This is a genomic window from Pandoraea horticolens, assembly GCF_902459555.1.
Classification (GTDB): Bacteria; Pseudomonadota; Gammaproteobacteria; order Burkholderiales; family Burkholderiaceae; genus Pandoraea; species Pandoraea horticolens.
This window is the reverse complement of the sequence record NZ_CABPSM010000001.1, coordinates 550,430-575,672: the sequence shown is the minus strand read 5'-3', so window position 1 is coordinate 575,672 and position 25,243 is coordinate 550,430. Positions and strand designations below refer to the sequence as shown.

The 25,243-nt window shown below is 63.1% G+C and carries 16 protein-coding genes; 7 read left to right on the top strand and 9 right to left on the bottom strand.

The window, feature by feature from the left end; translation table 11 throughout:
• Window positions 1–197 precede the first annotated feature (197 nt).
• A complete protein-coding gene (gene uvrA / locus PHO31112_RS02640) occupies window positions 198–6,128 on the top strand; it encodes an excinuclease ABC subunit UvrA (RefSeq protein ID WP_150619050.1) in 5,931 nt (1,976 codons plus the stop codon).
• Between the two features lie 419 nt (window positions 6,129–6,547).
• Here uvrA and PHO31112_RS02635 read toward each other — a convergent pair whose 3' ends face one another.
• Complete coding sequence (locus PHO31112_RS02635; protein ID WP_174995482.1) at window positions 6,548–7,495, bottom strand: dienelactone hydrolase family protein; 948 nt, start codon at window positions 7,493–7,495, stop codon at window positions 6,548–6,550.
• A 235-nt stretch (window positions 7,496–7,730) separates the two neighbouring features.
• On the opposite strand from PHO31112_RS02635, the gene PHO31112_RS02630 reads away from it, so the two are divergent.
• Entirely contained in the window at window positions 7,731–9,047 is a 1,317-nt protein-coding gene (locus PHO31112_RS02630) for an O-acetylhomoserine aminocarboxypropyltransferase/cysteine synthase family protein (RefSeq protein WP_150619048.1), read from the top strand.
• 160 nt (window positions 9,048–9,207) lie between these two features.
• Window positions 9,208–10,059, top strand: coding sequence for an undecaprenyl-diphosphate phosphatase (locus tag PHO31112_RS02625; RefSeq protein WP_150619047.1), 852 nt, complete (start codon window positions 9,208–9,210; stop codon window positions 10,057–10,059).
• Window positions 10,060–10,225: 166 nt separating this feature from the next.
• On the opposite strand, the gene PHO31112_RS02620 is transcribed toward PHO31112_RS02625, so the two are convergent.
• The gene (locus PHO31112_RS02620) at window positions 10,226–10,477 is read right to left on the bottom strand and encodes a hypothetical protein (protein WP_150619046.1); all 252 of its coding nucleotides are present in this window, start codon (window positions 10,475–10,477) and stop codon (window positions 10,226–10,228) included.
• A 768-nt stretch (window positions 10,478–11,245) separates the two neighbouring features.
• On the opposite strand from PHO31112_RS02620, the gene PHO31112_RS02615 reads away from it, so the two are divergent.
• Window positions 11,246–11,560 (top strand): DUF4148 domain-containing protein, encoded by a 315-nt coding sequence (locus tag PHO31112_RS02615; RefSeq protein WP_174995480.1) that lies wholly within the window; start codon window positions 11,246–11,248, stop codon window positions 11,558–11,560.
• A 47-nt stretch (window positions 11,561–11,607) separates the two neighbouring features.
• On the opposite strand, the gene PHO31112_RS02610 is transcribed toward PHO31112_RS02615, so the two are convergent.
• The 3 genes from PHO31112_RS02610 to PHO31112_RS02595 form a co-directional block, all read right to left on the bottom strand.
• Window positions 11,608–12,630 carry an ISL3 family transposase gene (locus tag PHO31112_RS02610; RefSeq protein ID WP_150619044.1) on the bottom strand — a complete coding sequence of 341 codons (1,023 nt, stop codon included), beginning with the start codon at window positions 12,628–12,630 and terminating at the stop codon, window positions 11,608–11,610.
• A gap of 147 nt (window positions 12,631–12,777) precedes the next feature.
• The gene (locus PHO31112_RS02600; RefSeq protein WP_150619043.1) at window positions 12,778–13,887 is read right to left on the bottom strand and encodes an adenosine deaminase family protein; all 1,110 of its coding nucleotides are present in this window, start codon (window positions 13,885–13,887) and stop codon (window positions 12,778–12,780) included.
• 64 nt (window positions 13,888–13,951) lie between these two features.
• Complete coding sequence (locus PHO31112_RS02595; protein WP_150619042.1) at window positions 13,952–15,346, bottom strand: NCS2 family permease; 1,395 nt, start codon at window positions 15,344–15,346, stop codon at window positions 13,952–13,954.
• 195 nt (window positions 15,347–15,541) lie between these two features.
• Here PHO31112_RS02595 and PHO31112_RS02590 point away from each other — a divergent pair, with 195 nt between their 5' ends.
• Window positions 15,542–16,588 carry a LysR family transcriptional regulator gene (locus PHO31112_RS02590; RefSeq protein ID WP_150619041.1) on the top strand — a complete coding sequence of 349 codons (1,047 nt, stop codon included), beginning with the start codon at window positions 15,542–15,544 and terminating at the stop codon, window positions 16,586–16,588.
• 90 nt (window positions 16,589–16,678) lie between these two features.
• Here PHO31112_RS02590 and PHO31112_RS02585 read toward each other — a convergent pair whose 3' ends face one another.
• The 4 genes from PHO31112_RS02585 to PHO31112_RS02570 form a co-directional block, all read right to left on the bottom strand.
• The gene (locus PHO31112_RS02585) at window positions 16,679–17,809 is read right to left on the bottom strand and encodes a nucleoside hydrolase (RefSeq protein ID WP_150619040.1); all 1,131 of its coding nucleotides are present in this window, start codon (window positions 17,807–17,809) and stop codon (window positions 16,679–16,681) included.
• Between the two features lie 39 nt (window positions 17,810–17,848).
• Window positions 17,849–18,955: a porin gene (locus tag PHO31112_RS02580; RefSeq protein ID WP_246177692.1), complete on the bottom strand. Its 1,107-nt coding sequence runs from the start codon at window positions 18,953–18,955 to the stop codon at window positions 17,849–17,851.
• 294 nt (window positions 18,956–19,249) lie between these two features.
• Entirely contained in the window at window positions 19,250–20,527 is a 1,278-nt protein-coding gene (locus PHO31112_RS02575) for a DUF445 domain-containing protein (RefSeq protein ID WP_150619038.1), read from the bottom strand.
• A 109-nt stretch (window positions 20,528–20,636) separates the two neighbouring features.
• Window positions 20,637–22,817 carry a malate synthase G gene (locus PHO31112_RS02570; RefSeq protein WP_150619037.1) on the bottom strand — a complete coding sequence of 727 codons (2,181 nt, stop codon included), beginning with the start codon at window positions 22,815–22,817 and terminating at the stop codon, window positions 20,637–20,639.
• Between the two features lie 485 nt (window positions 22,818–23,302).
• Between PHO31112_RS02570 and pepE the strand changes: the two genes are divergently transcribed.
• Together pepE and PHO31112_RS02560 are read left to right on the top strand one after the other, a co-directional pair.
• On the top strand, window positions 23,303–24,016 hold the full coding sequence (gene pepE, locus PHO31112_RS02565) for a dipeptidase PepE (RefSeq protein WP_150619036.1): 714 nt from the start codon (window positions 23,303–23,305) through the stop codon (window positions 24,014–24,016).
• A gap of 230 nt (window positions 24,017–24,246) precedes the next feature.
• Complete coding sequence (locus PHO31112_RS02560; RefSeq protein WP_174995478.1) at window positions 24,247–25,221, top strand: fatty acid desaturase family protein; 975 nt, start codon at window positions 24,247–24,249, stop codon at window positions 25,219–25,221.
• Window positions 25,222–25,243: the final 22 nt, after the last annotated feature.

The following is a 25,243-nucleotide window of genomic DNA, read 5'->3' as shown; positions in this document are numbered from 1 at the left end:
ACCGGCAATGGGGGAATCGATTGTGCTGTACAAATATACAGTACAATCGCGGCGTGCCGAGCGAAGCGCAGGATGCTGCCAGCGACTGTCTTATCGGCCTGATACAGTAGTTCCCCCGAGGCGCGCATGCGCGCTGTCAGATGTCACGCTGTTTATCTTCACGCTGTTCATTGTCAATCAAGCGGCCCTGATACCAAGTGGACAAGTCATCCTCGAAACCCGACCCATCGGCAAGCCACGCCATTCGCATTCGTGGCGCTCGCCAGCACAACCTCAAGAACCTCGACGTCGATCTCCAGACTGGTGAGATGACGGTCGTCACCGGTCCATCCGGTTCCGGCAAGTCGAGCCTCGTCTTCGACACGCTGTTTGCCGAGGGCCAGCGTCGCTACGTCGAAACCTTCAGTGCTTACGCGCGTCAGTTCCTCGACCGCATGGATCGTCCGCAGGTCGACCATGTGGAAGGCGTTCCGCCGGCCATCGCGATCGATCAGACCAACCCCGTGCGCAGCTCGCGCTCGACGGTCGGCACGATGACCGAACTCAACGATCACCTCAAGCTGCTGTTCGCCCGCGCGGCGGCGCTGTTCGATCGCGAGACGGCGCAACCCGTGCGCCACGACACGCCCGAGACGATCTACGCCGACTTGATGGCACGCACTGCCCAAGGCGATCCGCGCCTGGTTGTCACGTTCCCGGTCGAATTGCCGGGCAGCGTCACGGCGGATGAAGTCGAGCAATGGCTGTCGGCGTCGGGCTACACGCGCGTGCAGGCCGAGCGTGAAGTCGCAACGGCCGACGGCACCCGAAAGGTGCTCGATGTCGTTGCCGACCGGTTCCGCTTGCAGAACACCGAGAAAGTGCGCGCGATGGAAGCCATCGAGTCGTCGCTCAAGCGCGGTCGCGCGCGGGTGAACGTCTACGTGCTGGCCGACGATGGCGAGCCCGACATCTGGCGCTACTCGCAGGATCTGCACTGTCCCGACAGCGACCTGCACTACGCTGACCCGCAACCGGCGCTCTTTTCGTTCAATTCCGCCTACGGCGCGTGCGAGGCCTGTCGCGGTTTCGGCCGCGTGATCGGCGTCGACCTCGGTCTGGTCATCCCCGACGAGCGCAAGACGCTGCGGGGCGGCGCGATCAAGACCATCCAGACACCCGCCTGGAAAGAGATTCAGGACGACCTGCTCGAGTACGCCGGCCGTGCCGGCATTCCGCGCGATACGCCGTGGTCGAAGCTCTCGCCCGAGCATCGCGAGTGGGTCATCGAAGGCGATGCCGACTGGAAAGGCGAGTGGAACAAGCAGTGGTACGGCATTCGTCGCTTCTTCGGGTATCTCGAGTCGAAGGCGTACAAGATGCACATCCGCGTGCTGCTCTCGAAGTACCGCAGCTACACGACCTGCGAGACTTGCGGCGGCGCTCGCCTGAAGACGGAAGGCCTGCTGTGGCGCCTCGGCTCGAAAGAGAACGCCGACGCCGTGCTGCCGCCCGCCCAGCGCTTCATGCCGCGTGGGGTGTCGTGGTCGCGCGAGCAACTCGAAGCGCTGCCGGGCCTCACCATGCACGACCTGATGCTCATGCCGATTTCGCGCGTGCGTCAGTTCTTCGATTCGCTCACCTTGCCGTCGAGCCTGCTCGACGATGCTCTCAAACTGTTGCGGGAGGAAGTCGGCACGCGTCTGAAGTACCTGTGCGACGTCGGCATCGGCTACCTCACCCTCGACCGCCAGAGCCGTACGCTCTCGGGTGGCGAAGTGCAACGTATCAACCTCACGACGGCGCTTGGCACGTCGCTCGTCAACACGCTCTTCGTGTTGGACGAGCCGAGTATCGGCCTGCATCCACGCGATATGGACCGTATCGTCGCCGCGATGCATCGTCTGCGCGACGCGGGAAATACGCTCGTGGTGGTCGAACACGACCCGGCGGTGATGCTCGCCGCCGACCGCGTGATCGACATGGGACCGGGGCCGGGCGAGCGTGGAGGGCAGATCGTCTTCGATGGCACGCCTGAGGAAGTGCGTCATGCCGACACGCTGACCGGCAGCTATCTGGGCGGACGAAAGCATGTGGCGAACGCGTCGAACTGGCGCGCGCGTCCGGTCGATGCCGACACACCGCGTTTGACGTTGAGCGGCGTTCGCGAGCACAACCTCAAGCATGTCGACGTCGAGATTCCGCTCGGCCGCCTCGTGTGCGTGACCGGTGTCTCCGGTTCGGGCAAATCGACGCTGGTGCAGGACGTGCTCAATCCGGCATTGGCGCGTCACTTTGGCGACCCGACCGAAGCGCCGGGCGCACACGATGAACTCCTCGGTGCCGAACAACTGTCGGGTGTGGTGTTCGTCGATCAGTCACCCATCGGCAAGACGGCGCGCTCGAACCCGGCAAGCTACGTGGGCGCCTTCGACGAGATTCGCAAATTGTTCGCGGCCGAGCCGGTGGCGCTGCAGCGCGGCTACACCGCGAGCACCTTCAGCTTCAATTCCGGCAACGGACGCTGCCCGACGTGCGGTGGCTCGGGTTTCGAGCATGTGGAGATGCAGTTCCTGAGCGACGTCTATCTGCGTTGCCCGGACTGCGACGGCAAGCGTTATCGCGCCGAAGTGCTCGACGTGAAGATTCGACGTGCCGTGCCGGGCGAGGCGATGCGCGAACTGAGCGTGTCGGACGTGCTCGAGCTGACGGTGAACGAGGCTGTCAAGCTGTTCTCGTCGGATCGCGATGTGCTGCGGGTGCTTCAGCCGATCGTGGACGTCGGTCTCGAATACGTGAAGCTGGGTCAGCCAGTGCCGACACTCTCGGGCGGCGAAGCCCAGCGTCTGAAACTGGCGGGCTTCCTCGCGGAAGCTGCGCAGAAGAAGACCGCGAGCGGACAGAAGGTCGCGCATCGCGGTCGTCTCTTCATCTTCGACGAGCCGACGACGGGCCTGCATTTCGACGACATCGCCAAGCTCATGCGGGCGTTCGGCAAGTTGCTCGACGGCGGTAACTCGCTGCTCGTCATTGAACACAACCTCGACGTGGTGCGCGCCGCCGACTGGATCATCGACCTTGGGCCGGAAGGCGGCGAAGGCGGTGGCGAAGTGCTGTGCGCGGGCACCCTCGCGCAGGTGATCGCGTGCGAGGGTTCGCATACCGGACGCGCCTTGGCCGACTACGAACGCACGGTGGTCGCGCCCGGGCAAGCGGTGGCGGCGGCCAGACCCGCTGGCGATCCCGGCATGCCGCTGCAAACGGCGTTGCGTGCAGCGCGCGCGCATCGTAAGCCTGCGGGTGGCGACGACATTCGTATCGTCAATGCACGCGAGCACAACCTGAAATCGCTCGACGTTGCGATTCCACGTGGCAAATTCAGTGTGATTACCGGTGTCTCGGGGTCGGGTAAGTCGACGCTCGCGTTCGATATTCTCTTCAACGAAGGGCAGCGCCGTTATCTCGAGTCGCTCAATGCTTATGCGCGGTCCATCGTGCAGCCGGCGGGGCGTCCGGAAGTGGACGCCGTGTACGGCATTCCGCCGACCGTCGCCATCGAGCAGCGTCTGTCGCGCGGTGGGCGCAAGAGTACCGTGGCAACGACGACGGAGGTCTGGCACTTCCTGCGTCTGCTGTACGTCAAGCTCGGCATTCAGCACTGCATTCATGACGGCGCGCCTGTCACGGCGCAGAGTCCGGATTCCATCGTTGCGCAACTGATGCGCGACCGTCGCGGCCAGCACGTGGGCTTGCTCGCACCGCTGGTGGTGGGCCGCAAGGGGATTTATACCGATCTGGCGAAATGGGCCAAGGCGCGCGGGCATTCGCACCTGCGTGTCGATGGCGTGTTCTTGCCGGTCGATCCGTGGCCGAAGCTCGACCGCTTCCGTGAGCACACGATCGAACTGCCGGTGGGCGACGTGGTGATCACGCCCGAGAACGAAGGCTTGCTGCGCACGTTGCTGGCGGCGGCGCTCGAGTTGGGCAAGGGCGTCATGCATCTGCTCGCCCCGCTCGACGGCCTCGGCGACACCATGTCCAATGAGCAGCCGGGTGAAGGCGTGGGCGAGATCGAGGTGTTCTCGGTCAAGCGCGCGTGCCCGGTGTGCGGCACGAGCTATCCGGATCTCGATCCGCGCATGTTCTCGTTCAACAGCAAGCACGGCTGGTGTTCGACGTGTGTGGGCACGGGTCTCGCGCTCACGCGCGAGCAGCGCGAAGCGTTCGACGACACGGTGCTCAATCAAGACAACCGGGGGCGCGAGCATTCGCTGCCGTCGGAGGAGCAGGAGCCGGAAGGCGTGGGTGATCAGCCATGTCCGGATTGTCACGGTGCGCGACTCAACACCGTCGCGCGCGCGGTGACGTTCGACGAACACGCGATCTCCGACGTCGCACAGTGGACCGTGAGCGACGTGCGCGCGTGGATTCAGCGACTCGAACTGCACGGCCGCGATGCGAGCATCGCGCGCGATCTGATCAGCGAGATTCAGGGGCGTCTGGAATTTCTGGAGGAAGTCGGGCTCGGCTACCTCACGCTCGATCGTGCTGCGCCGACGCTCTCGGGCGGCGAGTCGCAGCGCATTCGTCTGGCGGCGCAGTTGGGCAGCAACCTGCAAGGCGTTTGCTATGTGCTGGACGAGCCGACCATCGGCTTGCACCCGCGCGACAACGGCATTCTGCTCGGCGCGCTGCGCAAGCTGGGCGATCAGGGCAACACGCTGGTCGTGGTCGAGCACGACGAAGACACGATTCGTCGCGCAGATCACATCATCGATATTGGTCCGGGCGCTGGCAAACGAGGCGGCACGCTCGTTGCTCAGGGCAGTGTGGCCGATCTGGCGGCGCATCCCGAGTCGCTCACCGGCAAGTTCCTGGCGCACCCGTTGCAGCATCCGCTTCAACCACGCCGTGAGGTGAGCACGTCTGCCAAGGGCGTCGAGGCGGTGCCGCCGAACTGGCTGACGGTGCATGGGGCAACGCTGCATAACCTGAAGCACGCGACGGCGTCGTTGCCGTTGTCGCGGCTTACGGCGATTACCGGCGTCTCCGGCTCGGGCAAATCGACGCTTGCACGCGACGTGCTGATGACGAACCTGCTCGATGCGGTGGGGCGTTCGGTGTTATCGTCACCGGCAGAGCGACGTGCGCGCAAGGGCACGGTGCGTCATGCGGTGAAAGCGGATGGCAAGCCGCGCGCGAAGTCGGAGGCCCCCGCAGAACCGCGCCGTCCGGTGGTGCACGCGTGGCATGGCTGCGAGTCGGTAACCGGCTGGGAGACGATTGATCGCGTACTCGAAGTCGACCAGACGCCCATCGGCAAGACACCCCGCTCGTGCCCGGCCACATACATCGGCTTCTGGGACACGATTCGACGGCTGTTTGCCGATACGCTCGAAGCACGCGCGCGCGGTTACTCGGCATCGCGATTCTCGTTCAACACCGGCGACGGCCGTTGTCCGGCATGCGAAGGACAAGGCGTGCGCACCATCGGCATGAGCTTCCTCGCCGACGTGAAGGTGCTGTGCGACGTGTGTCACGGTCAGCGCTTCAATGCCGAGACACTGGCCGTCACCTGGCGCGGCAAGAGCATTGGCGATGTGCTGACGATGGAAGTGGACGAAGCCGTCGAATTCTTCGCGTCGATGACGAGCATTGCCCATCCGCTACAACTGATGAAGGACGTCGGGCTTGGCTACCTCACACTGGGACAGCCGTCGCCGACGCTGTCGGGCGGCGAAGCGCAACGTATCAAACTGGTGACGGAGTTGACCAAGGTCCGCGACGACATCACGCGGCGCGGGCAGAAATCGCCCCACACGCTGTATGTGCTCGACGAGCCGACGGTTGGCCTTCACATGGCGGACGTGGCGCGGCTCATCAATGTGCTGCATCGGCTGGTGAACGGCGGGCACACCGTTGTTGTGATCGAGCACAACCTCGATGTGATTGCCGAAGCGGACTGGATCGTCGACATGGGGCCGGAAGGCGGCAAGAATGGCGGGACAGTGGTGGCGGCGATGTCGCCCGATGCGCTGACGAAGGTCGCTGCGAGTCATACCGGTGTTGCGCTCAAACCGGTGCTCGCGCAGACGGCGGCGTCGGGGGTGTCGGCAACGAAGTCGGAGGAGGCCGCCACGGCGAAGTAGCCGGTTGAGTCACCCCTCGGTTCGTGCAGTTCGCCGGCCACAAACAGGACGCCTGATGGCGTCCTGTTTTTTTGGGGGGCCATGCAGCGTGCGCTTTCTTGATACGTCACTTGATGCGGAGAGTGCTTACACACAGGGAGGTTGCGCTTGTGGACAAGTCTGTCGATAACGCTGTGAGTAAGCTGTGAAGCCCCTGTGGGCAACCCTGTGGATAGTCAGGTGATAGTCGGTGGAAAGCCGGGGGATAAGTCGCCTGAACAATAGGGATAACCAGTGCATATCCTGTGGATATCCTCGGCTTTTTCCATGAATAAGCTGTGGATTTCCGGTGGGCAAGTTTCGTCGTCTCACTCGGAAACGACCATGGGACGGGCACTTCCGGCCGATGCAGCGAATGCACCACCGAATTCGCTCGAAAATTACTTCCCGAACGCCTTTGCAAGAAATGCTGTCACGCGTGCGATGGCATCGTCTCTGGCTTCCGGCTGGGTGCCGGTGATCGGCACGAGGTGGGTGCGCGGGTTGGCGAATTCCGGACGATTGCGTACGGGCAGATTGGGGTAGTCGAAGTCGTGCACCGCACCCGGATAAATGTGGAACGTGATCGGTGCGCCCCGAGCGGTCGCGTCGTGCACGAAGGCGTCGCAGGGAACGGCCTTGGTCCAGACGTCGTCGGCACCGGTGAGGAGCAACAGCGGGATACGCGTCGACCAGTCTGCGCCCTGCGCCTTCGTGTTGCACCAGCCAGGATAGAACGCGATAGCGGCGACAAAATCCGGCGCCGGTTGGGCGTCCTGCGCGCGTCCGGGGCTCATGGGGCCAATAGAGAACAAGACCGTGCCGCCGCCGTGCGACCAGCCCATCAACGCGATGCGATCCGGGCGGATGTCCGGCAAGGTCTGAAGGTAGCGCAATGCACCGTAGGCGTCACCGGGACGCTCCACCGAAGGCCGTACGGGGCCGTTGTTGGCGCACTCGCTGGGCTGCGCCCGCGAGGTGAAGCTATCCACCGCCAGCACCGCGTAGCCTTGCGCGTTCAATCGCCGCGCCCAATCGAGTTCGCGGCCGTCGATCTTGCCCTTGCGTGTGAACATCCCGTTGCAGCCATGCATGAAGACCACGGCAGGCGTGGGGCCGCCGGCGTTGGCCGCTCGAAACAAGTAGGCGTCGATCATCACGGGCACGCCGTTGCCGGTATCCAGCGAAGGGAGGCTCACCTTCTCCTGCGCGAAGGCGCTGCCTAGCCATCCCAACGAGACACAGGCAACTGCAATGGCGAGCGACGATCTGACGCGCCGTGCAATTCGGAGGGAGACGTGGCCCAGACGATAGGTCTGGCTCGCAAGATCCATGAGGCTGACTGGCATGTAAATGCGTCTCCCGAAAGGCGCTGTGACGGCGTGCGAACGAGTATAGCCAGCCGGTAACGCGTCAGATAGCGGGCCCGTCGCTTGTCTTATTACGAACGATTGCAGGACGTGCATCGCTAAGCATCTGCCAATCGGAGATAAGCCCGGTGTGCGCTGCCGTTTAGAATGCCGTTGGATACCTAATCAAATCGTTCCACCAATGGAACATCGCGTTTATCCGGAGACATTCGACATGACCGACAAGACCGACGCACCCCAGCAAGCCTCGCAGTGGCGTCTCGAGACGCTGGCCGTACACGGCGGCTACCGGCCCGATCCGACCACGCGCGCGGTGGCGGTGCCGATCTACCAGACGGTGGCCTACGCCTTCGACGACACGCAACACGGCGCCGATCTGTTCGACCTCAAGGTGCCGGGCAACATCTATACGCGCATCATGAACCCGACGCAGGACGTGCTTGAGCAGCGCGTCGCCGCGCTCGAAGGCGGGGTGGCGGCGCTGGCGCTCGCGTCCGGTCAGGCCGCTGTCACTTACGCCATTCAGACGATTGCCGAGGCCGGTGACAACATCGTTGCCGCCAGCACGCTGTACGGCGGCACCTACAATCTGCTGGCGCACACGCTGCCACTCTCGGGCATCACCACGCGTTTCGCCGATCCGCGCGAGCCGGAATCGTTCGAGCCGCTCATCGACGCCAACACCAAGGCCATCTTCGCGGAGTCGGTCGGCAACCCGCTGGGCAACATCACCGATATCGCGAAGCTCGCGGAGATTGCGCACCGTCACGGCATTCCGCTCATCATCGACAACACGGTGCCGTCGCCCTATCTGCTGCGCCCGTTCGAGCACGGTGCGGATATCGTCGTGCATTCGCTTACGAAATATCTCGGGGGCCACGGCACGAGTCTGGGCGGCGCCATCGTCGACTCCGGCAAATTCCCGTGGGCCGACCACAAGGTGCGTTTCAAGCGCCTGAATGAGCCCGACGTGAGCTACCACGGTGTCGTGTACACGGAGGCGTTCGGTGCGGCAGCGTATATCGGCCGCGCGCGCGTGGTGCCGCTGCGCAATACCGGCGCGGCCATCTCGCCGTTCAACGCGTTCCAGATCCTGCAAGGCATCGAAACGCTCGCCCTGCGGCTCGATCGCATCACCGAGAACGCCCTGAAGGTCGCGCAGTTTCTCAAGACGCATCCGAAGGTGGAATGGGTCAACTACGCGGGACTGCCGGAGCATCCGGATCACGCGCTTGTGGAACGGTACCTGTCGGGGCGCGGCCCGGGCATTCTGACCTTCGGTGTGAAGGGCGGACGCGCGGCGGGCGCAGCGTTTCAGGATGCGCTTCAACTCTTCACGCGTCTGGTCAACATCGGCGACGCCAAGTCGCTCGCCACGCACCCGGCGTCGACCACGCACCGTCAGCTCTCGCCGGACGAACTGCGCAAGGCGGGGGTGAGCGAAGAGACGGTGCGCTTGTCGATCGGCATCGAGCACATCGACGATCTGCTCGCGGATCTCGACCAGGCGCTGCGCCGTCTGGCAGGCTGATCGTCTCGCCGACTCAATACCTCATTTCCTGCCAATTCAGTCGGAGTATGATTCCGGGCAGCCGGTTGGGGGCAGGCAATCGGCTGCCGGCGTCATGTGACTGTCACGAAAATGTCACGAATGCGGCGTACTGTCCTTGCCCATTTCTCAAGGATTACGCATGGATTATCTGCAAGTGCTTGTGCTCGCGATTGTGCAGGGCGTGGCGGAGTTGCTTCCCGTGTCGAGTTCGGCACACGTCATCATGGCCGAGAAGCTCATGGGGCTCGATCCGTCTGCACCTGCCATGACGTTGTTGCTGGTCATGCTGCACACCGGCACGATGCTCGCCGTCATCGTCTATTTCTGGAAGTCGTGGAGAGAGCGCTACTTCTCGTCGAAGTACGATTTCATTCACAACGCCAAACAGGTGATCATCGCGACGGCCTTCACCGGGGTGATCGGGCTGGCGCTGATGTTCTTCATCGAGAAGGTGTTGATGCGCGGCACCGGGCATTCCGAGATCGAGCATCTGTTCGGCAACATGTACATCATCTCGGCCGGTCTAGCGATGGCGGGAATTCTGATTCTGATCTCCGGCGCCCGGCGTCCGCCGATGGGCGACCGTCCGATGCGCGGCGCCGACTCGGCTTGGATCGGTGCGGTGCAAGGCATCTGTCTGCCCTTTCGCGGTTTCTCGCGCTCGGGCTCGACCATCTCGACGGGCATGCTGCGAGGACTCGATAAAGTTCGTGTCGAAGAATTCAGCTTCGTGCTTGCCGTGGTGCTCACACCGCCGGTGATCGTCAAAGAGGCCTATCGGCTGTACAAGTCCGGCGGTGCGCAGACATTCTCGGGCCATTTCATGACGGTGCTCACGCCGAGTCTCGTCGGCATGGTGTTCAGCTTCCTCGCCGGTCTGGTGGCGCTGCGCTGGCTGTCGCGCTGGCTCGAGCACGGCCGTTGGTATCTGTTCGGCATCTACTGTCTCGTGGCCTCGGCCGTCGTGCTGGCCGCAAGTCAGTCTCTGTAAAGCGATGGACTTCGACGAAGGTGGCCCGTCAGGCACTGCCTTCGCGATGACGCGAACCTACTGAGGGGGAGCGAGGGGGAGTGAGGAGGAAGCGAGCAGAACGTCCCGCGAACCGGGACCCCGGCAGGCCGGTGGATGACTCCCCAGCCTGCCGTTTTTTACAGACTTACTGACCGAAGTAAATCGATCCGGCGCGGTTCACGCGGCCCGGCACTTCATACACCGGTGCGACCGTCGACGTTTGCACCGAGGCGGCCACAGGGCCCGGCTGGGCTTGCGTTTGCACCTGCACTTGCGTTTGTGCTTGTTGCTGGGTTTGCTGCGGCTGTGCGGCCGGTTGCGACTTTTCGGCGGCGCTCACGGCACCTGCGGTAAGACATGCGGCAACGAAGGCCGAAGCGATCAGAACTTGTTTCATTTTCATTTCTCCTGTCTGGCGAGACGTCCACCGTGGGCGCCGTCATTGCCGCCAATCTACGCCCGCACGCGAAGGAGAAAAATGCGATCCCGAGGAAGGGCGCATTGCTGAAAACGAAATAATGAAACGTCTGAAAGACCGATTCATCGTGCCAAACGATGAGACCGCGCGAACGAACCGGCGATACCTATGGAGAACGAGTTGACCGGTGAACCGGATCAGCGACGCGTCACCCGTGCCTGTTGACGGCGCGTACGATCGGCACGGCTGCGCAGATACGAAGCGGTGAGCAGCGAAGCGCACGCCAGCAGAAGGAAAGAACCGAGGGCAGCCATGGTATTGCTCCTTGTACGAACCGGCGTCGTTCCCGGTGCGGCGCACCTTGCGACTGACGATGCCGATTGACTTCATCATGCAGTCACTCTACTGCTGTCACCCTCTGCAAGTAACCCCTTCAGATCAAACAAGTCATTGCACATCGCGGCGTTTCCCGTCGAGTCGCTGCCCGGCAAGCGCCATTTGTACGCCATTCACCCGATTTATTGGGAATAACTGATTGATTTTAAACAGATTTTTAGAATCGGACGATCGGTTGCGTTTTGTAGACGCTCAGTTGCGAAAAAACCACGGGTTTTCCCTAAGATTCATCCATGCCAACGCGACGGACACCGCAACGCAGCAAAACGAAGTGCCTCAGGGCACCCCCGCTGCCGATGCCCCGAACGCTAGCTGATGAAGCAGTTATCAACTATTGACAGGAGTCTTACCATGAACGCCCGTATCCTTGCTGCCGTTGTCGCCGCCACTTCGTTCGTCTCGGCCTCTGCTTTCGCTGATGCCCGTTACGACAATAATGTTTCCGACCTGCAAGTGGCTGCCCAAAGCCAGGTCACTCGCGCCGAAGTGCGCAGCGAACTGGTGCAAGCCAGCGCCAACGGTCAACTGAATCAAGTCGAAACCGGCACGCCGCTGGTCACGGCGACGCAAACGCAACAGGCTGCGCCGGCGGATTCGCTGACGCGCGCCGATGTACGTGCCCAACTGAACGACCGCAACCTGCTTGATCGGGACAACCGTTCGTAAGTTGCCCTAACGTATCGACCCCAAGCGATGCGACACAGCCGGCCTGCTCAGGCCGGCTTTTTTTGGGTTCGTCGAGGATTACCGGGGAACGCGGCGCGGATCTTGAGGAAGAAGTACTCCTCGTCGCGGTACCCGTAAGCCCGACGCTTGATGACCTTGATGGTGTTGTTGATACCTTCAACGACGCTGGTATTGAGTGGGTGTCGGCAACGTGCCAGGATTCCGTGCCAGTAGCCCTGCAAGCGCTGAGCAAACAGTTGCAGCGCCGCGATCCCGCTTTGCCGGGCTTGCTCAATCCATTGTTCCCAAGCCTTTTCCGCCCACGCTGGCTTTCGGTAGAACCAGAGCCGTTTGAGTTCGTCGCGTAGCAGGTAGACGCACAACAGCGGCTGATTGGCGGCCAGCAGTTCCTTCAGATGCACGGCCTGTTCCTGCTTCAGGTTGCGGCGGTTGCGCAGCAGCAGCCATCGACTGGACTTCAGAACTTTCCGGGCCGGCCGGTCATGGCATAGCTGATTGGCCTGATCCACCCGTACCCGATCGATCACCTCGCGCCCGTACTTGGCGACGACGTGGAACAGATCGTAGACCACCTCGGCTTGCGGACACTGCGCCTTGATCTCCAGCTCGTAGGCCGTGGTCATGTCGATCGCGACCGCTTCGATGCGCTCGGCGACGCCCGCGGGAAGTTGTTCGAAGAAGGCCCTGGCCGTCTCGCGAGAGCGCCCCTGTCCGATCCAGAGCACTTGCCGGCTGATCGGATCGACCACCACCGTGGCGTAGCGATGGCCTTTATGTAGCGCGAACTCGTCCATCGCCAGATAGCGGATCGTTGACCCGTCCGGCTCGGCCACGCGTGCGCGCAAGCGCATCTTGTCGATCGATTTGACCGTATGCCAGCCCAGGTCGTAGAAGGCCGCTACCGCCTGCACGCTGGCCGCCTGCAGCAGCTTCTCGCAGGCCTTGGCGAATCGCTCGGTCACCCGCTGGTAGCGGCCCAGCCACTCCACCCGCTCCAGCCGATAGCCTGTCCAGCAACCCAGTGCCTGAAGTGCCTTGCGATCGAGCAATTCTTCCTCCTGACCTCCATAAAGTCAGGCATCAGGTTACGCAATCGCTCTCCAAGGCTCCACGGTTTCCTGCGATGAACCAAAAAAAGCCGCCCGAAGGCGGCTGAAGGTCGGGTGGGACCAAGGAAAAGCACAGTTGTAGCGGCGTCAGGCCGCCAGCGTTCGGGTAAGCGTGTCGTGTGCCGCGTCAAATTCCACAGCGAAGTCGCGGTGCCATTCGCGACGCATACTGTCGTCCATCCATGCGCCATCGAGGCCGTTATGCATGAAGGCGCGCAAGTCGTCGAGCGAAAAGCCGAAGTGGCTGTACATCAGTTCCCATGCCTGTGCCGGGTTGACCTGGTGCAACGTCGGATCGTCGGTATTCGGGTGAATCTTCAGGCCGAGGCCCGGCATGCGGCGAATCGGGTGATCCTGCGCCCAGCGCTCCGGCGTGAGCGTGCGCAGGTAATACGAGTTGGTCGGCACCACGGTAAAGACGATGCCGCGCTCCGCGCACTCGCGCGCGAAGTCCGGGGCGTCGACGATGGTGTAACCGTGATCGAGGCGGTCGCACTTGAGCAGTTCGACGGCCGTCTCGACGTTCGTCCACGGCATACCGAATTCGCCCGCGTGCGCCGTCGTCTTGAAACCCGCCAGACGCGCGTTGCGATACGCCTTCCAGAACAGCTCGGGCGGCCGGTCGTTCTCGCGATAGTCGATGCCGATACCGATCACTTCATCGGCACGATGCGCGCGCATCCACTCCACCATCTCGACGGCTTCGCGCGGATCGGCTTCACGATCGATGCTCGGTACGAGACGGCCGATGATGCCGTGATCGCGCTGGGCATCGCGAATGGCGGCGACGATGGCGTCCTGCGCGTTCACGTAAGGAATGCCGGACGTGCGCACGGTGCCCGTCGGGTTCCAGAAGAACTCGCTGTAGCGCACGTTGTGAGCCGCCGCGTCGGCCAGATATTCGTAGGCGATGCGATGCAGATCGTCCGGCGTGCTCAGCAGATGCTCGTCGAGGGCGCGCAGCACGCGCAACACCCCAATGGGTTTTTCGTCGCGCGTGTAAAAGGCATCGATCTCGACGCGGGCAAGCGGTGCGTTCGATTTCTGCGCGAGCGCCACGAACGTGTCGTGACGCACCGCGCCGAGCAAATGGCAATGCAATTCAACCTTCGGCATCGCAAGGAAGAACGTGCGATGCGCCTCCTGAATCTGCACGCCGGTGCGTGCGGCGGGCATGTAGCCCAGTGTCTCTGTCATAACGTCTGGTCTTGTCTTGAATCCACCGGCAGACGGAGCATCTGCCGGGCGAACGGGGTGCGGGTCAATGGCGTCCGACCACCGTCCAGAAGTAATACGCCAGCGGCAGTGCCAGCACGTACAGTCCCCACGGCAATTCCTTGAAGCGGCCCATCAGTGCCTTGACCAGCACGTAGCACAGCAGACCGCCCGCAATGCCGGCGCCGAAGCTGTTGGAGAGCAGTGTGAGCAGCACCATGGCCAGCACCGGGAACGCGTCGCTGAAATCGTCGAACGGCACGTGACGGATCGTGCTGAACATCGACAGGCCGATGAGGATCAGCGCGGGTGCGGTGGCTTCCTTGGGGATGGCCAAGGCGACCGGCACGAAGAAGCACATCAGCGCAAACATCACGGCAGCGGCAATCGACGTGAGACCGGTACGGCCCCCGGCTTCGACGCCCGCCGCCGACTCGACCAGCGCCGTCAGCGCAGGAATGCCCAGCAATGCACCGCCCGTCGCGGCAATCGAATCGACGAGGAACGGACGGTTGATGTTCTCCATATTGCCGTGCTCATCGAGCAGGCCGGCCTTGCCGCCCACCGCGAGCGTGGTGCCCAACGTCGAGAAGAATTCGGCGGCGAAGAACGCGAACAGATACGGCAGCGCCGCAATCGTGAGCGCACTGCTCAGATCGAGCTGGAAGGCCACCGGCGCAATGCTGTGCGGCAGCGAGACGAACGACTCGGGCAACTTGGTCACGCCGAGTGGCACACCCGCGACTGCGGCGGCCAGAATCGACCAGAGGATGGCGCCCGGCACCTTGCGGCCTTGCAGCAGCACGGCGGTGCCCAGACCGATCAGCGCGACGATCGTGCCCGGCTTGCTGAAGTCGCCCAGCGCGAACGCGTTGGTCTTGGCGTTGGCGACGACCATGCCGGCATTGCGCACGCCGAGCACGGCGATGAACAAGCCGATGGAAGCGCCCAGACCGAGCTTGATAGCCGTCGGAATCAGTCGCGCCACCACGCTGCGTGCCCCGACGACTGTCAACAACAGGAACAGCACGCCCGACAGGAACGCAATGGCGATGCCCGTCTGCCAAGCCACATGTTCGGTGGCGGCAAGCGTGACACCCACGATGACCGACCCGCCGATGCCCGGCCCGACAACGAACGGCAGGTTCGCGTACAGACCCATCAGCACCGAGAACAACACGAAGACCAACATGACGGCCGTGGTGGCCGCGCCGCGATCCATGCCGCCGGTGGCGAGCAGCGATGGAATGACAACGAGCAGATAGGCGGCGGCGAGGAACGTAGTGATGCCGGCCAGCACTTCGGTGCGTACGCTGGAGCCGCGCCTGGCGATGGCGAAGCGGCGCTCGAGCCAGCCGCCCTGGGCGGGCGCAGTCTGGCCCAGGGGCGTCGCGCGAGCCGTCGGACGCGCCGTGTCGCGCTCAGGAGTAGAAGTCTGCATAAGCCAAGAATAGTGGGGTCTTTGCGTGGCACTTTACGTGCACGCGACTATAAATAAAAAATGAAATTACTTATGATTCGATAATTCGAATCTATTCTTCACGACGACCGTGGATTCCGGGGGTATCCGGGGCTCCCGTGGTCTTGCGAAATCGTTGTCCTGTCGCCTCGTCAGGACACACAACAGGAACTCGCCATGGCGACTTCGTCCCGACGTACCCAGAACGCTGCGGCCAACGCGAGCGAGCCGAAAGCATCCAAGGCTGCCCCAACGACGGCGACGCCGGGTTCGGCGGGTTCGGCGATTTCCGCCGTTTCGCAGGTGCCGCCGCTACCCGCGCTCACGTTGCGTCAGGTGCAGTACTTCGTCGCGCTCGCCCACTCGCGCAGTTTCACGCAGGCGGCGCAGGCGCTCTCGGTGACGCAGCCCGCCCTCACGGCGGCCATCCGGCAAATCGAATTCCTGCTCGGTGGCCGGTTGTTCGAGCGCTCGGCGCACCGCCTCACGCTGACCGAAGCCGGTACGACCATCCTGCCGCTCGCCGAACGTCTGCTCAACGCCGCGCGCGGCACGTTCGACGACATGACGAGTACCTTCGCACTGCAAGCCCAGACGGTGCGCATCGGCTTCATTCCGTCGGTCGCGGCGCGTCTGTTACCGGTGCTCGGCATGTTGCGCGAGGCACATCCGAATGTGCGCTTCGCGCTGTCCGATCTGCCGAACAGCGAACTCGTCGCGGCCCTCGCGCGCGGTGAAATCGACCTCGGCGTCGGGGTTCGCGACGATGCCGACGAGGCCGGTCACGCCGCGCGTGCCGATGGCTTTCGGTGCGACGACCTGTTCGACGACGAGATCGTGCTCGTGACGCGTCGCGACGACCCGCTCGCTTCGGTGGCGTCTGTCACATGGACACAGCTCACCGAGCGCGACCTCGCGGTTTTCGTGCGCGGTAACGTCAGCGATTCCCTGCAACGCACCGGTGGCTCGCAGAATCTGCGGCTCGAACCGAAGTACCGCATGGAGTACACCGAGCCGCTTTACGCGCTGGTGCGCAGCGGGCTTGCCCTGGCGATTCTGCCCAGGCTCTATACCTTGCATCTGCACGACCCGGCGCTCGTCGCTCTCGAGGTCACGGCACCGCGCGTCACGCGCACCGTGGCGCTGATGTCGCTCGACGGCAAGGAGCGCGGCCCTCAGGTCAGCGCCTGCCGCGACTGGATCGCGCGGCATCTCGCAACGTGATCGCCCGCGCACCGCGCGTCATGCAAATAACGCGGCGGCCGTTCCGGGCCACCGCGTTATTCCTACGCCGGCGTCTTCACGTCGACGAATTTACGGCAGGCGTGCGATACGGGCGAGCAGCGTGTCGTAGAAGCGGCCGGCGTCGACATCGGTGATCCACGTGGCATTCACCGCGCGCTTCGAGCGGCCGTTCCAGTCCACGACCGTCTCGCCCAGCGTAAGCTGGCCCGTCGTCTCAACGGCCACATTCACACGGCGGCCGCCGAACATCGTGGGATCGACCAGGTAGCCAATGGTGCACGGGTCGTACATCGGCGCGGATTCCACACCGCGACGTCCCTTCTGATACGCGACTTCCGCCGCGAGAATGTCCGCGACGATCGGGCCGCAACGATTCTTCAGCGCACGGAACGGGGCCACGCGTTCCGGCGTGATCGGTGCTTTCACACAGACGTCGCGCGGCAACACGGTCACGGGCACACCCGCGCCGAGCACGATGCCTGCGGCTTCCGGGTCGACGTAGATGTTGAATTCGGCCGCTGGCGTAATGTTGCCGCGCTCGAACCACGCACCCCCCATCAACACGATCTCGCGCAGGGCCTTGGCGCCTTCCGGCGCGGCGGTCAGTGCGGTGGCGATGTTCGTTAGCGGACCGAGCGCCACGAGTGTCACGCTGCCCGGCGCGGCGGCGCGCAGGGTATCGATCAGATACGTTACGGCGTGCTGCGGGGCGAGCGGGCCGCACGGCTCGTGCAGCGTCACGCCATCGAGACCCGTGCGGCCGTGCACGTTCGCAGCGGTAATCAGCTCACGCATGAGTGGCTTCGGGCAACCGGCGTAGACCGGCAGCGTCGTCGTCTTGTCCGCCCAGTCGCGCACGATGCGGGCGTTGCGCTCGGTCAGATTCAACGGCACGTTGCCGCCCACGGCGGTCAGCGCCTTCAGGTCGATCTGGTCGTGCGCGCCCAGGGCGAAGAGGATGGCGATCGCATCGTCCTGACCGGGGTCGCAGTCGATGATGACGCTGCGGCGCGCGGTGCTGGCGGCCGCCAGACGGGTGGCGCCTTCGGTCGACGTGAGTTCTGCGAAAGCGCTGCCGGCAGCGGTCGAGCCCAACGTGGCGAGCGAGGCGGCGAGCGACGTGCGCAGGAAGCTGCGACGGCTGCGATGGCGCGATGCGCCCGTGTTGAGCCGTGTGTTCGGTTCGTTCAGATCGGCCATGATGTCGAACTTGCTATGTATTGAGAAAGACAGCGCGTGTCAGAACGTGTGGCGCATGCCGAGCGTCACGGCCATCTGGCGCTTCGTGCTCGAGGCCGCGTAACCGAAGAGTTGTGCGTATCGCGCATCGCCGGCGGCTTGCTGGGCGTTGAGCGTGAGCGCGACATCCGTGCGCTTGGACAGCCAGTAGTCGGCTTGCAGGTTCACCTGATGCCATTGCGGACGCGTATTGATCACATCGTACTTGCCCGACGTGAAACCATACGCAGCGCCGAGCACGAGGGCCGGGGTGATGTTGTAGTTCAGCGTCAGGTTGTAGTTCTGCAGATGCAGGTGCGACGCATCGAGGTACGTATAGCGCACGTCCGAGAACATCGCGCCGATGAGGGCCGGGCCCCAGCGGTAGAAGCCGCCCGTGGCGAAGATGCGTTGCTGGTTCGCGTAGACGTTCGCACGCGTGGCGCTCTTCGAGAAGATCAGCAACGGGCTGGCGTAATCGTTGGCGATGGCGCCGTCGTTGTTCGTGCCGCTGAACGGGTTGTTGTACTGCGCGTAGGCCGCATTCCAGTCGAAGTCGGCGTACTTGTAGGCGAGGCCGAAGCTGTAGGCATTGTTGTTACGGAAGCCCGTGGCCGAGTTCGAGAAACCGTATTGCGCCGTGCCGTGGAAGCCGCCGAGCGTCGGGCTCACCCACTTCACGGAATTTTGCATGCGGATATCGTTGTATCCGTTGTCGTTGTCGCCGATGTTCACGCCGTTGCTCGAAATGATGATCGGGCCGACGTAATCGTGAATGGTGTCGTACTGGCGACCCAGCGTGAGCGTGCCCCAGGTGTTGTCCGACAGACCGACGAACGATTGACGGCCGAAGGCGCGACCGTTCTGGGCGCCCGTACCGTTCACGATGCTGAAGCCGGCTTCGAGCGTGAAGATGGCTTTGGTGCCATTACCGAGATCTTCCGAGCCTCGGAAACCCCAGCGCGGATTCTGGTTGGTGCCCGAGAGCGCCTGCCACGTCTTGTTGCCGCCCTGATTGCTCACGTAGCCCACACCACCCGAAATCAGGCCGTAAATGGTGACGTTGCTTTGCGCATGCGCGGTGGTCGCGGCAAGGCTCACTGCGGCGCATGCGCCGGCAAAGCCCATACGGGCCAGAATCGTGGTCTTCATGAGGTGTGGCGTTCTCTAGGGTATTCGGGAAGCATCTGCGCGCTTGCGAGAGACGGCGCGGCTGGGACCGAACTATAGGGAACGAGGTTGTATAAATATAATTTTGATTTTTTATATATCGATAAATTGAATCGATATAAGCGGGGGAAGCCGCGTGGCGTCTTGGGAAGGCGGACGTTGAGCGAGTGTCGTGACCCGCCGCCTTAGCGTTGCGCGAGGCAGACACCGGTCTGAGCGGCGGTGTCTGCCGGGTTGCCGGAGGGGGCGTCGTCAGTAGGCGCGCGCGAGTAGAACCGGCGCTTGCGCGATCAGATACAGCACGGCACCGATCAGTCCGCCGACGAGGGTGCCGTTGATGCGGATATATTGCAGATCCTGCCCCACGCTCAGGCGAATCTGCCGGGACAGATGTTCGGCGTTCCAGCCATGCACCGTCGAGCGGATGTGATCCGTCACGAAGTCGGCGAAGCCCGGCGCCATGCGCTCGGCGGCATCGAGCAATTGCGCGTCGAGCGCTGTTCGCAGCGATGCGCTGTGCGCCAGTTCCTGACCGATCCACGCTGCCGCGCCGGTGATCTTGGCGCCGATCACCGAATCGTCGCGTGCAAGATCGCGCTTCACCCAGCTTCGCCATTCGTTCCACAAGCCGCCTGCGTAGGCGTTCAGCGCCGTGTCGCCCTTGAGTTGTGTCTTGAGCGTGTCGAGCTTCGCCTGAAATTCGGCGTCGCGCTTCAGCCGTTCGATCAGCCCCGCCACCGCACGATCAAATGCCTGACGGAGTTGATGCGACTCGTCGGCCTCCATTTGCGCGAGCAGGCGCGTGACGGCCGCCGAAATCATGTCCGAGCCCTTGTTGCCGAGCCACTCCGACGGCAGCACTTTCTCCTTTTTCGGATGATCGGTCTTGAGCCAGTCGACGATGCGCGCCGAGATGAATTCGCGCGTCTGCGGCTCGTTGAGAAGTTCGACAAGGTAGTCGAGCGTCTCGTCGAGTAGGGCCTGATGGCGGCCGTTGCGCGTGAGCGTGTCCAGAATGGCGGCCGCCGATTGCGACAAGTCCAGCCGGTCGATCATCGTGTCGAGCGCGCGGCGGATGAAGGCCTGCACGTTGCGCTCGTCCATCACGTCGAGCACGCCGCTCGCCACTTTCACCAGCACCGCACTCAATTGGCGCGTGTTCTCGTACGAGCCGAGCCAGTGCGAGACGGCATCCGCCGGATTTTGTTGCTGGATGAGCCGTACGACCGACGGCGTGTCGAGAAACTTCTCGCGCACGAAGCGGGCGAGGCCGTCACCGAGGGCGTCCTTTTTCCGGATCAGAATGTTGGTATGCTGGGCGAGGCCGGGGATTGGAATGCGCCGGAACAGCGCTTCGACCGCAAACCAGTCGGCTAGTCCGCCGACCATCGCGGCTTCGGCTGCGGCGCGAATCCAGCCCGTAGCGAAGTGCACGGGCATGAAGAGCGTAGCGATGAAAATCGCCAGCGCGATCAGCAGGTAGGACAAGGCACGCCGTTCGGCGCGTTGCAGGGCGATGGCGGGGTCCATGCGCAGGCCGGCTCCTGAAAATACAAACGCCCGACAGGTTACCCCGTCGGGCGTCGGATGATAAGTCCCGTGCGACTCTGAATTATCGTCGGACGATCACCTCAGGCGATTACCCGCGTTGCTTGGCCTTCAACTCGAGACGGTACTTGTGCAGCAGCGGCTCGGTGTAGCCGTTGGGCTGGGTCAGACCTTCGAATACCAGCGCGCTTGCGGCCTTGAACGCCAGCGAGTCGTCGAAGTTCGGCGCCATCGGACGATACTGCTTGTCGCCGGCGTTCTGCTTGTCGACCACGGCGGCCATACGCTTGAGCGTCTCTTCGACCTGCTCGCGCGTGATCACGCCATGACGCAGCCAGTTCGCCAGATGCTGGCTCGAAATGCGCAGCGTGGCGCGGTCTTCCATCAGGCCGATGTCGTTGATGTCCGGCACCTTCGAGCAACCCACGCCCTGATCGATCCAGCGAACGACGTAGCCGAGAATGCCCTGCGCGTTGTTTTCGATTTCCTTGCGGATCTCGTCGGCGCTCCACTCGGCCTTGGCCACGACCGGCACCGTCAGCAGACCCGTGAGCAGCGTGTCGCGCTCCTTGGCGTAATCGATCTTCTCGAGTTCCTGCTGGACGGCCTGCACGTCGACCATGTGGTAATGCAGCGCGTGCAGCGTGGCGGCGGTCGGCGACGGCACCCAGGCCGTGTTCGCACCGGCCTTCGGATGCGCGATTTTCTGCTCGAGCATGGCGTGCATCAGATCCGGCATGGCCCACATGCCCTTGCCGATCTGTGCGCGGCCGCGCAGGCCCGCGGCCAGACCCACGAGCACGTTGCTCTTCTCGTAGGCCGTGATCCATGCCGACGACTTCATGTCGCCCTTGCGCATCATCGGACCGGCTTCCATCGCGGTGTGCATTTCGTCGCCCGTGCGATCCAGGAAACCCGTGTTGATGAACGCGACGCGCGACGCGGCGGTGGCGATACAGGCCGAGAGGTTCACGCTGGTGCGGCGCTCTTCGTCCATGATGCCCATCTTGAGCGTGTTGCGCGGCAGGCTGTACAGGTCTTCAACGCGGCTGAACAACTCGTCGGCGAAAGCGACTTCGGCCGGGCCGTGCATCTTCGGCTTGACGATGTAGATCGAGCCGGTGCGTGAGTTCAGTTGATGCTTGCGGTCATGCAGCGAAGCGAGCACGGTGACCACACCGTCGAGAATGCCCTCGGGAATCTCGCGGCCGTCGCGGTCGGTGATCGCCGGGTTGGTCATCAAGTGTCCGACGTTGCGGATGAACAGCAGCGAGCGGCCATGCAGCTTCACGGGCTTGCCATCGGCGCCGGTGTACTCGCGGTCGGCGTTCAGGCGGCGGGTGAAGGTCTTGCCGCCCTTCGACACGTCTTCCGTCAGCGTGCCTTGCATCAGGCCGAGCCAGTTGCGGTACAGGTCGACCTTGTCGTCGGCGTCCACGGCGGCGACCGAGTCTTCGCAGTCGATGATGGTCGTCACGGCGGCTTCGACGAGCACGTCCTTGATATGGGCCGCGTCGGTCTTGCCGATCGGGTGCGTGGCGTCGAACTGGATTTCGAAGTGCAGGCCGTTGTGCTTGAGCAGCACGGCGACCGGTGCGGCGGCGTCGCCCTGATAGCCGATGAATTGAGCCGGCGTCGCCAGTGCGGTCTTGCCGCCCTTGGTCGCGATCACGAGCTTGCCGTTCTCGACGCGGTAGCCGGTGGCGTCCTTGTGCGAGCCGTCGGCCAGCGGCGCGGCCTGATCGAGGAAGCCACGCGCAAAGGCGATCACGAGTTCGCCCCGCTTCGGGTTGTAGCCGGTGCCCTTCTCGGCGCCGCCCGTCTCGGCAATGGCGTCGGTGCCGTAAAGCGCGTCGTACAGGCTGCCCCAGCGCGCGTTCGCGGCATTGAGGGCGTAGCGGGCGTTGGAGAGCGGCACGACGAGCTGCGGGCCGGCCTGTTCGGCGATTTCATAGTCGACGTTGGCCGTGGTGGTCTTCACGCTGGCCGGTGCCGGCAGCAGGTAACCGATCTTTTCGAGGAACGCACGGTAGGCGGCGGCGTCGGCAATGGGGCCCGGGTTGGCGCGGTGCCAGCCGTCGAGTTCGCCTTGCAGGCGGTCGCGCTCGGCGAGCAGGGCGCGATTCTTCGGGGCGAGGTCGTGGACGATGGCGTCGAAGCCTTTCCAGAACGCATCCACATCGACGCCGGTGCCCGGCAGGGCTTCCTTTTCGATGAACGCGATCAGATTGTCTGCGACCTTCAGGCCGCCACGCTGGGAAGTGGAAGTCATGATGCTGTACTCGAGTTTGAAAACCAGTTTGACGCGATTTCGTCCGGCCCCGGCGCGCGTAACGGCACATTGTTTGCCGGCAAGCGCTTCGCCAGGACAGACAGGACAGACAAGACAGACGAAAAGGGGCAGTCTTATATAAGAGTCTGAGTGTAATCCTTCTCCGGGCGATCGGAAACCCGGGATTGCGATCCGTCAGACCCCCGTAGCTTATAGGTGGCATATGGGTTGGCATATGACACCCGTGACATAAGGCTTTGCGCCCGGTGCTCGATTTCTGATGTGCGATTGCAACATTCGGTATGGCATTTCACTTCATGAGAAGCGCGGGCGTCGCCAATGCGAAATTGCGATGTCTGCGCTTGGCTGGGAAATGCGTGGGCCGGGGCGCCGGGTACACTCTTCGTCTGCACCGAATGCACGTTGTGCGCCGGAACCCGGCCACACCCCTCCCCCCGAGAACATCTGCCCAGGAGGCATGAGTCGTGAAACAGATCTTGATGATGAGCAGCTCCCGCAAGGGCAACCTGGGCTTTCTGGCGCACGCCGACGATCAGGTGCACGCGGTGCTCCGGGGGCGCGTGAAAAGCGTCCTGTTCGTGCCTTACGCCGGGGGCATTACCTTCAGCTACGACGAGTACGAAGCGCGCGTGAAACCGATGTTCGACCGGCTGGGCTATGGGCTCGAATCGATTCATCGCCATCAGGATGCGCGGGCGGCCATCGAACAGGCGCAAGCCGTTGTGGTGGGGGGCGGCAATACGTTCGCGCTGCTCGACCGCATGTACAACGCAGGTATCGTGGGGCTGCTGCGCGAGCGCGTGAACGCCGGCATGCCGTACGTGGGATGGAGCGCCGGGGCGAACGTCGTCTGCCCGACCATCCGCACGACCAATGACATGCCCATCGTCGAGCCGCCGACACTCAAGGCGCTCAACCTGATCCCGTTTCAGGTGAATCCGCACTTCATCAGCGGCAAACCGGCCGGGCATAACGGAGAGTCGCGCGAGGAGCGTCTGGCCGAGTATCTGGCGATCAATCCGGATGAGAGCGTCGTTGGTATCCCCGAAGGCACGGCACTGCACGTGCAGGGGGAGAACGCCACGGTGCTCGGCGAGTTCGACGCGCTGCACTTCAGACAGGGTGGCGCCGTCGACAAGATCGCGACGGGTAGTACGTTTGCGCTGGCGTCGATCTGAGTTGTGCGGATTCGATGCGGCTGCGCATCTGACGGATGACGCCGTGAAAGATCAGTCGTCCGAAAATTCCGAATTCTGACTTTTCGCACCCGATCGCGTTCTGCTGGCGCACTTCCGCTGGCAGAATGCAAGGTCAAATTGGATGCGCGCTTTCCCCTCGGAGCGTGAGATGGGACGACGGGAGATGGGGATGCCCCTCAACCGTCGTCGGCACGTTCGATGGGGGGAGCATGGTACGCAAATATACGAATCTCGAACTGACCCAAGACCAGAAGCGCAGCATCAAAGCACTGTGCGAGCGAAACAACTACCGAGGGGTTGTTTCCATTGTTTTCGACTACGTCTGGATCCTTGCGGCTTGTGCGCTGTCGCTAAAAGTACATCCGTTGCTGTACCCCTTGTCGATCCTGATTATCGGGACACGACAGCGCGCATTGGCAAGTCTTTTTCATGACGCATCGCACGGAACCTTGTTCAGATTCCATGGATTGAACCGTGTTGCGGGCCGAGTCTTTTGCGGCTGGCCAGTCATGCAATCCATGCTGGCTTATCGCCGATCTCACGTGATCGCACACCACGCCCGATTGGGCGATGCCGTTCACGATCCGGATTTCCGGGAATTGAACGACGCGGGAGTGTACGAGACCCCACGAGGTCCGCGCTTTTTCCGGCGATTCGTTCTAAGCGCGATAGGCGGTCGTTTGACGATCCGGTACATCAAATCTCTCCTCCTGAGTCGCTTGTCGTTCTCATCCCGGCCGAACGAGACGCAGATCGAGTCCTGGTTGATTCTCGCCTTTCATGGGTCCATCGCTGCCACTGCCTACGCCCACGGCTGGTTGGGGAGCCTGATGCTCTTTTGGTGGATTCCTTTGGTTCTGGTGTTTCCCGTCATCGGCTGGTTCAGCGAGTTATCGGAGCATTACCCATTCATGGATGCGGCCAACGAGTGGCCATTCAGCTCACGAAATCGATATTCTTTCTGGGTAGAGCGCCTGTTCATCGGCATGCATGGCGACTCGTTTCACCTGACACATCATCTGTTGCCCGGCGTTCCCCATTGGCATCTCGCTGCCGCGACCCGGATTCTCAGGGCAGACCGCGCATTCGCGGAATGGGACGATAGGTGGGGCGGCATCTTCTCGTCGGACCGTAAAAGCCGAGTGTCCTTTATCCACTTCGTGAAAACACCTCCGAAGCCTTAACGGTGCCGTTTCAGCGCCACCG